Source organism: Bradyrhizobium oligotrophicum, assembly GCF_051168495.1.
GTDB lineage: Bacteria > Pseudomonadota > Alphaproteobacteria > Rhizobiales > Xanthobacteraceae > Bradyrhizobium > Bradyrhizobium oligotrophicum_A.
In genome coordinates this window covers 1-11,829 of record NZ_JBNPVB010000045.1, presented here as the reverse complement: position 1 = coordinate 11,829, position 11,829 = coordinate 1, and the positions used below count along the sequence as shown (strand labels likewise).

The following is an 11,829-nucleotide window of genomic DNA, read 5'->3' as shown; positions in this document are numbered from 1 at the left end:
TGAGCGGCGAGGTCTGGAACCTGTATGGGCCGACCGAAACCACGGTGTGGTCGGCGCGCCATCGGCTCGATGCGGGTCATGCGTCGCCGATGATCGGCGGCCCGATCGGCAACACTACGCTGTATGTACTCGATGCCAATCTCAACCTTGCGCCGGTCGGTGTCGCCGGTGAGCTGTTCATTGGCGGCGAGGGCCTCGCACGCGGCTATTGGAACCGCGCGGCGCTGAGCGCGGAGCGCTTCATTCCTGATCCGTTCGGGACTTCAGGAGCGCGGCTGTACCGCACGGGCGACCTGGCGCGCTGGCGGGCCGACGGTGTGCTCGACCATGTCGGCCGCGCCGATCATCAGGTCAAGATCCGCGGCCACCGCATCGAGCTCGGCGAGATCGAGGCGCGGCTGCGGGAATGCCCCGGAGTGCGCGACAGCGTCGTGGTGGCGCAAGACCTCAGCGGCAGCCGGCACCTGGTCGGCTATGTCAGCGGCGACGACGCGCTCGATAGTGCGGCCTTGCGTGCCGCTCTCGCGTCGGCGCTGCCGGACACCATGGTGCCGTCGCGGGTGATGGTGCTGCCGAACCTGCCGCTGACGCCGAACGGCAAGATCGATCGCAAGGCGCTGCCATTGCCCGACGCCCGGCCTGCCGAGGCGCAGCGCGTCGCGCCGCGCAATTCGACCGAGGCGGCACTCGCCGCGATCTGGGCCGAGCTGCTGCGCCAGCAGGATGTCGGCGTCACCGATAATTTCTTCGAGCTCGGCGGCGATTCCCTTGTCGCGGTCCAACTCGTCGGCCGCATCAAACGCGATCTCGCGCAGGAGCTGCCGCTGAAGCGGCTGTTCGAACTGACGACGATCGAGCGCATGGCATCCGCGCTCGCTGCCGATCCGCCCGTGCACCGTCGCAGCGACGACATTGCCGCCATGTTCGATCTGCTGAACGAGGTCGAGTTCGCCCATGAATGATCAGTCCGGACGTCAGACTCAGCAGCTCGGTGAGATCGCCCGGCGCCTCGCGCGACTGGACCCGGCCAAGCAGCGCGCCTTTCTGACACAGCTCGCTGCAAAGGGCATCGATCTGTCGATCCTGCCGATCGCGCGCCAGCAACTGCAGCGCGCACCGGTGTCGTTCGCCCAGGCGCGCCTCTGGTTCCTGTGGCGGATGGATCCCGGCAGTTCGGCCTACAACCTGCCTGTCTCGATCCGTCTCCGCGGCTGTCTCGATATCGATGCATTGCAGCGGGCGCTCGATGGTCTGGTCGTTCGCCATGCCGCACTCCGCACCGTGTTCCGGCAGGAGGCGGACGAGCCCGAGCAGATCGTCGGCCCGCCGCAGCGCGTCGAATTGCGCCGGATCATCTTCGCGGGCGATGACCGCGAGCAGCAGGCGGCGCGCGTGCGGCGCGAACAGGCGGCGCTGCCGTTCGATCTCGAAGCTGGTCCATTGCTGCGCGCCGCACTGCTGGCGCTCGGCGAACGGGATCACATCCTGACCGTCACCCTGCATCACATCGTGGCCGATGGCTGGTCGCTGCAGGTGCTGACCGATGAGTTCTGGCAGCTCTATCATTGCGAAGTGCGAGGCGAGGCCCACTCACTGCCCGCGCTCGAGATCGACTATGCCGATTTCGCCAACTGGCAGCGGCTGTGGATTGGCGCCGTGGAGGGTGTGCGCCAGCTCAACTACTGGACCGGCCGCCTTCGTGACACGACGATGCTGCAGCTGCCGTTCGATCGCGCGCGCGGGGCCGATGTCGATCAGTCCGGCGATGGCGTGCGGCTCTCGCTCGGCGCGGCTCTGTCGGATCGCCTGCGTGCTCTCGCGCAGCGGCGCCGGACGACGCTCTTCGTCGTCCTGCTCTCAGCGTTGAAACTGCTGCTCCATCGCATCAGCGGCCAATCCGACATCAGCGTCGGCGTTCCCATCGCCAACCGCGACCGGTCGGAAACGCGGCGGCTGATCGGCCTGCTCGTCAACACCCAGGTGCTGCGCACGGAGATCGACAGCCGGCGCACGATCGCCGACTTCATCGACGAGGTGCGCGAGGCCACGCTCGACGCGCAGGAGCACCAGGATCTCCCGTTCGAGCGGGTGCTGGACGCCTTGCAGCCGGAGCGCAGCCTCAGTCAGAATCCGCTGTTCCAGGTGCTCTACAATCATCAGCGCCGGCGTGATGTGTCCGACGGACCTGTTGAAGCCGCGCTGCAGATCGAGACGATCGCGCCCGAAATCGAGACGGTCAAATTCGATCTGGCGCTCGACAGCGAGGAACTTCCATCGGGCGACGTATCGGCGCTATTCTCATTTGCGACCGCGTTGTTCGATCGGACGACGATCGAGCGGTTCGCCGCGCATTGGTGCTCCATCCTGGAGACCATGGCCGATGAATCCACACGCCCGATCGCGACGCTGGACCTGCTGTCCGCGGACGAACGCGAGGACGTCCGACGGTGGAACGAGATCGTCTGCGACCCCGGGCCGTTTCTGCCGGTGCACCGCATGTTCGCGCGGCACGCTCTGGACCGGCCCGCAGCGCCCGCGCTGGTCTTCGGGACGGAGACGATCAGCTATGCCGAACTCGATCGGCGCGCCAACGCGATCGCTCGGCATCTCATCGCGCGCGATGTGCGTCCGGGTGACGTTGTCGGCATCTCGATGCAGCGCTCGCCCGAGCTCATCGCTGCGTTCATCGCTGTGTTGAAGGCCGGCGCGGCCTATCTGCCGCTCGATCCCGATCATCCGCCGGCGAGGCAATCCGCGACTATTCGTGATGCCGGTGCGCGTGTCGTGCTGGTCTCTGCCGCGGGCCTCAATCAGTGGCCGCCGATGCCCGGCGTGAACGTCATCGAGCTCGGCGCGGTATCGGGCAAGGACACGGAGGCCGAGCCAGCGATCGCGGTGCATCCGCAGAGCCTGGCCTACGTGATCTACACGTCCGGCTCGACCGGCGTGCCGAAGGGCGTCGCCGTCGCCCACGGACCGTTCGCCATGCATTGCGAGGTCACGGCCCGGCTCTATGAAATGGACAGCCGGTCGCGCGAGCTGCATTTTCTGTCGTTCACCTTCGACGGCGCACACGAACGGCTATGGACGGCGTTGAGTTGCGGGGCCGCGCTGGTGATGCGGGATGCCGATCTCTGGTCGGCCGAGCAGACGCTGGAGGTGATGCGCGCGCAGAACGTCACGAATGCAGGCTTCCCGCCGGCCTATCTGCAGCAGCTTGCCGAGTTCGCCGAATGGCGCGGCAACCCACCGCCAGTGTCGCTGTATTCCTTCGGCGGCGAAGCGATGCCGAAGGCGGGCTTCGACAAGGTCCGGCGCGCGCTGCAGCCGCGCAAGCTGATCAACGGCTACGGCCCGACGGAGACGGTGGTGACGCCGCTGGTCTGGAAGGTCGATGCCGAGGCCGAGATCGACTGCGCCTATGCGCCGATCGGCCGTCCAGTCGGACGGCGCTCGGCCTATTTGCTCGACGGCGATCTCAACATCGTGCCGATCGGTATAACGGCCGAACTGTACATCGGCGGCGAAGGGCTCGCGACCGGTTACTGGAACCAGCAGCGCCTGACGGCAGAGCGTTTCGTCCCCGATCCCTACGGCGAACCCGGTGCACGCCTGTATCGTACCGGCGATCTGGCGCGCTGGCGCGCCGACGGCGTGATCGACTATGTCGGACGTTCCGATCATCAGCTCAAGATCCGCGGCTTCCGCATCGAGCCGGGTGAGATCGAAGCGCGGTTGACGCGGCAAGACGGCGTGCAGACGGCCGTGGTCGTCGCTCGCGAGATCGGGGGACGGCAGCAACTCGTCGGCTATGTCTGCGCCGCGGTCGATGTCGACGGGACCGCGTTGCGGGCGGCGCTGCTGGAGGAACTCCCCGACTACATGGTTCCGGCGCGGATCGTAGCGGTGGCGCAGATGCCGCTGACGACGCATGGCAAGGTCGATCGCGATGCCTTGCCGCTTCCGGAGCATCCTGCCGCCGGGGTCGACTACGTCGCTCCGCAAACCGGGGCGGAACTGACGCTGGCGGCAATCTGGTCCGAGCTGCTCGGACAGCCGCGGGTCGGGCTGACCGACAACTTCTTCGAGCTGGGCGGCGACTCCATCATCTCGCTGCAGGTGGTCGGGCGTGCACGTCAAAGTGGCCTCTCGATCGAGCCGCGCGACCTGTTCCGGCACCAGACGCTTCGGGAGCTGGCGCGTGTCGCGCGCAGCGATCAGGCTGTGGACGTCGTGGAGCGGACTGAACGTGACCATGGTCCGATTCCGTTGTTGCCGATCCAGCGACGCTTCTTTGCTGAAGACGCCGGCGAGCGGCATCATTGGAATCAGGCCGTGCTTCTCATGCCGAATGCACGGCTCGATTGGCGCGCAATGGCCCGGGCGGTCGATGCAATCGTATCGCAGCACGATGCCCTGCGGATGCGCTTCGCGGAGGTCGACGGCACGTGGCAGGCTGATTATGGTGAGGCGCCATCGTCCGCCGACCTGCTCTGGACCCGCGTTGTCGCGAATTCAGAGGAGATCACGGCGGTCGCCGCGGCCGCGCAGGCGAGCCTGTCCTTGCAGGGGCCGCTGTTGCGCCTGGTCGGCATGGACGCGGCCGATGGCAGCCAGCGGCTCCTGATCGTCGTGCATCACCTCGTCGTCGACGGCGTGTCGTGGCGCATCCTGCTGGAGGATCTCGCTTCGGCGTATGCCCAGGCCGCACAGGGCGCCGCGCCGATCGTGCTTCCGCCGAAGAGCCAGTCCGTCGCGTCGTGGGGCAGGCGTCTGGAGAACTATGCGTCGACCACGGAGCTTGCCGGCCAGCTCGACTACTGGCGGACGCGAACCATCGCAGGCGATCTGCCCTGCGACGACGACCATGGCGATATCGACCGGGTTGCCGATGGCGAGGACCTCGTCGTCGGCTTCGACGCGGATCTGACGGCGAGGCTGCTGAAGGATGCGCCGGCGGCCTACCGCACGCAGGTGAACGATTTGCTGCTTGCTGCCTTGGCCAGAGCCGTGTCCCGCTGGAGCGGGCTGGACGAAATCCTGGTGGAGCTGGAAGGCCACGGCCGCGAAGACATTTTCGACTGTGTCGAATTGTCGCGGACGGTCGGCTGGTTCACGACCGCCTTTCCCGTGCGTCTGTCGGGGTGCGCGAGCGATGATGCGACCTTGATCAAGTCGATCAAGGAGGAGCTGCGCGCGATTCCAGCGCGCGGGCTCGGCTACGGCGTGCTGCGCCATTGCGGCAGCGACATGCAGCGCGAGGCGCTCGCGGGCGTCGCAGAGCCGCGCATCGTCTTCAACTATCTCGGTCAGTTCGGTGCGAGTGTCGGCGCCAACAATGCGTTTGCCGTGGCCCCGGAAAGTGCCGGAGCGTCGCGTAGCGCCAGCGCGCCGCTCGGCCGCTGGCTCAGCATCAACGGCCAGGTGATGGACCGGGAGCTGCGGCTGACGTTCAGCTTCGGCTGCAGGCGCTATCGCAGGGTCACGATCGAGCGGCTCGCGGAATGCTATTCGGCTGCATTGCGCGAACTGGTCGCGCACTGCACCAGCGGCGTTCACGGCATCACGCCATCAGATGTTCCCTTGTCGCGTCTCAGCCAATCGGAGCTCGACCTTCTGGGAGGCACGCAGGACTGGCGCGAGATCGAGGACGTCTATCCGCTGTCGCCGATGCAGCAGGGCATGCTGTTTCACGCGCTGCGCGATGCCGACAGCGGCAACTATGTCAGCCAGATCGCGGTGGACATCACTGGCGTCGACGGGCCGCGTTTGCGGGCCGCGTGGCAGGCCGTCACCGCGCGCCACGCCGTGCTGCGGACCGCGTTCGTCTGGCGCGAGCTGTCCGGCACGCCGCAGCAATTGGTGCATCGGCAGGTCGCGGTGCCCTTCGTCGAAGAGGATTGGCGCGACCGGGCCGCGCGGATGGATGAAGCCGCGCGCGACAGCGCGCTGGCGGCGATCGCGCAAGCCGAACGGCAGGCTGGCTTCGATCTGTCACGGCCGCCGCTGCAGCGCGTCCGTCTCATCGATCTCGGCGGCGGCGTTCACCGGCTGGTCTGGACCCATCACCACATCCTGCTCGACGGCTGGAGCGCGGCGCGGCTGATCGCCGAGATCATGCAGCATGTCCGGGGCGGCTCACTGCCCGCGGCGCGGGCCAGATACCGCGATTACATCGAATGGCTGCCGCGGCAGGACCAGGACGGCGCGCGAGCATTCTGGTCGCGATTGCTCTCTCCCCTCGAGGAGCCGAGCCTTCTTGCCGATGCGCTCGGCGGGCCGGCCGAGCCCGCGGCCGGCCATACCTCCATCGATCTCGTCATCGATGCGGCGCGGACCGAACGGCTGCAGGCCGTGGCCCGTCGCGAGCGCGTGACCTTGAACACGATGTTGCAGGGCGCCTGGGCGCAGCTGCTGCGGCGGCTGACCGGTCGGCAGACGGTCTGCTTCGGCGCCACGATGTCGGGCCGGCCGCCGGAGGTCGCCGGCGTGGAGCAGATGGTTGGCCTGTTCATCAACACCGTGCCGGTGCTCGACGACACGAGCCCGCAGACGTTGGTCGGCGATTGGCTGCGCGGCGTGCAGGACCGCAACGTCGATCTGCGCGAGCACGGTTTCATGCCGCTCTATGAGATACAGCGGCTCGCCGGCCGCGCCGGCCGTGCGCTGTTCGACACCATCTTCGTATTTGAGAACTATCCGGTCGACGATGTTCTGCGCGATCAGCCCGCAGACGGTCCGCGCGCCGGCCGTGCGGAGCAGATATCGATCACGAACTATCCGCTGACGATCGCGGTCTTCGTCACGGAGGCCGGCATCAGGCTCGGCTTCCGTTATGACCGCAGCCGGTTCGATCAGGAACAGATCGAGCGGATGCAGAGGGCCTTCGCGTGTCTCCTTGCGCGCATTGCTGACGCGCCTGCGCGGCCGCTCGCCGACCTGCACGGCCTCGACGATGCCACAGCGCAACGGGTCATTGGCTGGAGCACGGGTGCTGCCGTGCCGATGGCGGACGATGCGTTGATGGACGTCGTGGCGCAGTTCGAGCGGCAGGCCGCAGAAGCTCCCGACGCGACCGCCCTGGTCACCGAGAACGCGCGGATCAGCTATGCCGCACTCAATGTCCGCGCGAACCGGCTGGCGCGGCAGCTTCGTGCGCGGGGTGTCGGCCCGGATGCGCCGGTCGGCGTCGCGTTCGAGCGCAGTATCGACATGGTCGTCGCCGTGCTCGCGGTCCTGAAGGCTGGGGCTGGCTATCTGCCGCTCGACCCGGATTATCCGGCTCAGCGCCTCGCCACGATGCTGCAAGACAGTGGCGTGCGGCTGGTGCTGACACAAGACGAATTGCGCGACCGTTTCGATGTCATCGGTGCGGACGCGAACGTCGATCTGATCGTGACCGGCGCGGGTGATCAGGATCGTCCCTCGGAGAACGAAGGCGACATCGTCGACCTTCGGCTTTCGACGCATGCTGGAAACCTCGCCTATGTGATCTATACGTCGGGCTCCACCGGCACGCCGAAGGGCGTCGCCTGTACGCGGGGGGCACTGGCCGCGCGGCTGGCGTGGATGCAGGCCGAGTATCAAGTCGCGCCCAGCGAGACCCTGCTGCAGAAGACGCCGTTCAGCTTCGATGTCGCCGTCTGGGAGATCCTGTGGCCGCTGACCGTGGGCGCGCGGCTGGCGATCGCGCCGCCGGGTGCGCATCGCGAGCCGAAACGACTGATCGATGCTGTTATCGCTCACGACGTTACCACGCTGCACTTCGTGCCGCAGATGCTGGCGCAGTTCGTTGCCGAGACGGAGGTGGCGCGATGCACGACGCTGAAGCGGCTGTTCTCCGGTGGCGAGGCGCTTCCGGTCCAGCTCATGGATCACGTCCAGAGCGTGTTTCCTTTGGTCCGTTTCGACAATCGTTACGGTCCGACCGAGACCCTCATCAATGCGACCTTCTGGAATTGTCGTCGGCAGGGCGGACGCCGCGTTCCGATCGGCTATCCCGTTCCCGGAACCGTGCTGCGCATCCTCGATGCCGACCTCAATCTGGTGGATGAAGGCACGACCGGCGAACTCTATATCGGTGGCACTGGGCTCGCGCGTGGCTATCTCGGTCGCGCCGGGCTGACGGCGGAGCGCTTCATCCCCGATCCGTTCGGCACGTCCGGCGCACGGCTCTACCGCAGCGGCGATCTGGCGCGCTGGCGCAGCGATGGCGCCATCGACTATGTCGGCCGCGCCGACCATCAGGTGAAGATTCGCGGCTTCCGCATCGAGCTCGGCGAGATCGAAGCGCGCTTGCTGCAGCAGCCGCAGGTCGGTGCCGCCGCCGTGATCACGCGTGAGTTTGGCGCAGGACGGCAGCTGGTCGGTTACGTCAGTGGTGATGGTGCGCTGGATGGCGCGGCGCTGCGCGAAGCTCTGGCGGCGGGGCTGCCGGACTACATGGTGCCGTCACGCATCATCGTGCTCGACCGTCTGCCGCTGATGGTAAACGGCAAGGTCGATCGCCATGCGCTGCCCGCTCCGGACATGGGCGATATCGCGGGGCGCGTTGCGCCGCGAACGCCGAACGAAGTCGCGCTGGCTGCGATCTGGACGGAACTGCTGCGCCAGCCGGACGTCGGCATCACCGACAACTTCTTCGAGCTCGGCGGCGACTCCATCATCTCGCTGCAGATGGTCAGCCGGGCTCGCCGGGCCGGCCTCGTGATCGAGCCGCGGGACGTCTTCAAGCATCAGACGCTGGAAGCGCTCGCGCGAGAGGCGCGCACGGAGCTCGCGTCGACGACGCACGCGGAGCAGGGGCTCATTGCCGGACCGCACCCGTTGCTCCCGATTCAGCTCAGGTTCTTCGAGCAGGAGCTGGACACGCCCGACCACTGGAATCAGGCGGTGCTGTTGCGGCCGCGCCAGCGGTTGGATTGGGATGCGCTGAGCCGGGCGGTCGCTTCGGTCGTCGTCCACCACGATGCGCTGAGACTGCGCTTCGAACGGGTGTCCGGCGTTTGGCGCGCTGAGCACGAAGCATCACCCGTACTCGCCGAACTGTTTCAGGTCTGTGCGGTCGCCGATGCCGACGCGATCACCCCGTTGGCCGCCGAGGTCCAGGCAAGTCTCTCGCTAGCAAATGGTCCTCTCGTCCGCGTCGTCGGCATGGATCTGACCGGCGGCGACCAACGGCTCCTGATCGTGATCCATCACCTCGTGGTCGATGGTGTGTCGTGGCGTGTGCTGCTGGAGGATCTGGCGGCGGCCTATGAACAGTTCGTGCGCGGGGGTGAGGCGGCGCACCTGCCGCCGAAGACGCATGCCTATGAGCAATGGGGCGCGGCGCTGCACGCGCACGCCGGCTCGGACGCACTCGCGACGGAGCTCGCGTATTGGACGGCGATCCGGCAGGCGGGCGACCTGCCATGCGATCACGAGCCCGCCGGCCGCGACACGATCGCTGACGCGGACGAAGTGTCGTTGGAGATCAAGGCCGAGCTAACGGCTCGCTCGCTTGGGACGTCGCACGCGGCCTACCGGACCCAGGTCAACGATCTCCTGCTGTCGGCGCTCGCGCGGGCGTTGTGGCAATGGTCGGAGCGCGAGACTGTGGTCGTTGAGCTCGAAGGCCATGGCCGCGAGGATATTGGTGCCGGGCTTGATTTGTCGCGCACGATCGGATGGTTCACGACCGCCTTTCCGGTACAGCTCGCGGGTGGCGGCCAGGACCCGGCTTCGCTGATCAAGGCGACGAAGGAAATGCTCCGGGCCGTTCCGCATCGGGGGCTCGGCTACGGCATCCTGCGCTATCTCGGCTCCGATGCCCAGCGCAACGCGCTCGCCGGCTGCGGCCAGCCGCGCATCGGGTTCAACTATCTCGGCCAGATGGACGATGGCGCCGGCGAGGCTGCGTTGTTTGCACTGGCGCCCGAAAGCGCGGGCCCGTCGCGTGCTGCGTCGAGCCCGTTGCGGCATCAGCTCGCAATCAATGCCCGGGTGCAGGGCGGCCGCCTGCAACTGTCCTTCAGCTTCAGCCGGAAGCGTTTTCGCAAGGCCACGGTCGTGCGTCTGGCGGACTGCTACGAACGAGCGCTCGCGGAATTGGTCGAACACTGCGCCGGCGACGCTCATGGACTGACGCCGTCCGATGTTCCGTTGTCAAAGCTGACGCAGGCCGAGCTCGATGCGCTCGCGCTGGATTGGCGCGAGGTCGAAGACATCTATCCGCTGTCGCCGATGCAGCAGGGCATGCTGTTCCACGCGCTGCACGATGATGGCACGGGGGTCTACGTCAACCAGCTGACGGCCGAAATTCGCGGCCTGGATCCGGACAAATTGCGGGCGGCCTGGCAGGCGGTCACCGACCGCCATGCAGTGCTGCGCACCGGCTTTCTCTGGCAGGACTTGTCAGGATCGCCGCAGCAGGTGGTCTACCGCCGCGCGGAGATGCGCTTCAGTGAGGAGGACTGGCGCGGGCGCGCAGCCGGACTTGCTCCGCCAGCGTTGAACGATGCGCTGAATGCGGCCGCCCGGCACGAGCGTGCGGAAGGCTTCGATCTGTCGCGGCCGCCATTGCAGCGTCTCAGCCTGATCCGGCTCGATGACGACCTTCACTGGCTGATCTGGACCCATCATCATATCCTGATGGATGGCTGGAGCTCCGCCAGGTTCATGGCCGAGGTGATGCTGCTGCTGGAGCATGGCTCGCTGCCGGCGCAGAAGCTGCGCTATCGTGACTACATCGCCTGGCTTCAGGCGCGGGACCACGATGCGGCATCCGCATTCTGGCGCGCAGCCTTGGCCGAGCTCGACGAGCCGAGCCTGCTTGCGTCAGGTCGTGCCGACGGCATCGTCGGCCACGGCTCTCTCACCGTGGCAGTTGATCCGAACCTGAGCGAGAGCCTGCAACGCTTCGCAACCCGTGAGCGGGTGACTTTGAACACGGTCGTTCAGGCCGCATGGGCGCAACTGCTGCGCCGATACACCGGCCAGGACACGGTCTGCTTCGGTGTGACGGTGTCCGACAGGCCCGCCGGCCTCGCCGGCGCGGAGGAGATGATCGGTCTCTTCATCAACACCTTGCCGGTCGTCGATCGCGAACATCCAGAGCAGCGCGTCGGCGCCTGGCTGCGCGAACTGCAGGACCGCAATCTGGCCCTGCGTGAACATGGCTGGATGCCGCTCGCCGACATCCAGCGGCTGGCCGGGCGCGCCGGACGTCCGCTGTTCGACAGCATCCTGGTGTTCGAGAACTATCCGGTCGATCAGGCCTTGAAGACGAAGCGCGGGCACCTCAGCGCCAGCCGCACGCAGATCCTGGAGACCAGCAACTATCCGCTGTTCGTCAGCGTCGGCCTCGACGGCGAGCTGCGGCTCGTGTTCAATTTTCAGCGGCAGCATTTCGACGAGATCCAGATCCGGCGGCTTCAGACGGCGTTCGTGCAGCTCCTGGCAGAGATCACCAGTAGTGCGGAGCAGGCCGTCGGGCGCGTCACCGCTGATGATGCGGACAATCTGGCGATGCTGGCGCGCGTGAACGATACGGTCAGCGCAACGGCATTCACCGGTCTTGTCGCTCAGTTCGAAACGCAGGCTGCGCGTGCGCCGGAAGCGATCGCGCTGGTGCATGGCGACGAGACGATCAGCTATGGCGAGCTGAACGCGCGGGCGAACCGTCTGGCGTCCCGTCTCAGGGCGCACGGGGTCGGCGCCGATGTCGTGGTCGGTCTGGCGCTGGAGCGCAGCGTCACCATGATGGTGGCGTTGCTCGCGGTGCTCAAGGCCGGCGGCGCCTATCTGCCGCTCGATCCGGACTATCCGGCCGAGCGGCTCGCCCACATG

The 11,829-nt window shown here is 67.0% G+C and carries 2 protein-coding genes; both read left to right on the top strand.

The genetic code is table 11. The features are described 5' to 3' along the window. The coding region (locus ACQR1B_RS35865; protein ID WP_434875045.1) for a phosphopantetheine-binding protein at positions 1 to 962 on the top strand (962 nt) is incomplete at its 5' end. Continuing rightward, on the top strand, positions 955 to 11,829 hold a 10,875-nt coding region (locus ACQR1B_RS35860), incomplete at its 3' end, for an amino acid adenylation domain-containing protein (RefSeq protein ID WP_434875046.1). The genes ACQR1B_RS35865 and ACQR1B_RS35860, both read left to right, overlap by 8 nt.